Raw genomic sequence first — 301 nt, forward strand, 5'->3', positions numbered from 1 at the left:
GCGGGAGGACCAGGCCCCGCAGGCAGGCAGTGACCTGACCGGACTCGGCCTCCTGGGCGCGCAGCCCGGCCAGGTCGAGCCGGACCGGCACCGTGACGGCGTCCGGCAGCGTGGCCGAGGCGTCGAACAGGGCGAGGCCGTCGTCGATCGACAAGGCCGCCGCACCGCCGCGCGTCATCCGCCGGACGTCCAGCTCGGCCAACGCGCCTGCCATTCCGCCGTCCTCGGGCCCCAGGCCCCAGGCGAGGGAGGTCGCGGGGATACCGGCGGCGCGGCGCCGGGCGGCCAGGGCGTCCAGGAA

Annotated in this window: 1 protein-coding gene; it reads right to left on the bottom strand. The window is 77.7% G+C overall.

Annotation, left to right across the window (positions count from 1 at the left end):
• Window positions 1-301 (bottom strand): hypothetical protein (locus tag UK12_RS42715; RefSeq protein WP_045307314.1); only part of this gene is annotated, 301 nt, incomplete at both ends.

Source organism: Saccharothrix sp. ST-888 (assembly GCF_000955975.1).
Classification (GTDB): domain Bacteria; phylum Actinomycetota; class Actinomycetes; order Streptomycetales; family Streptomycetaceae; genus Kitasatospora.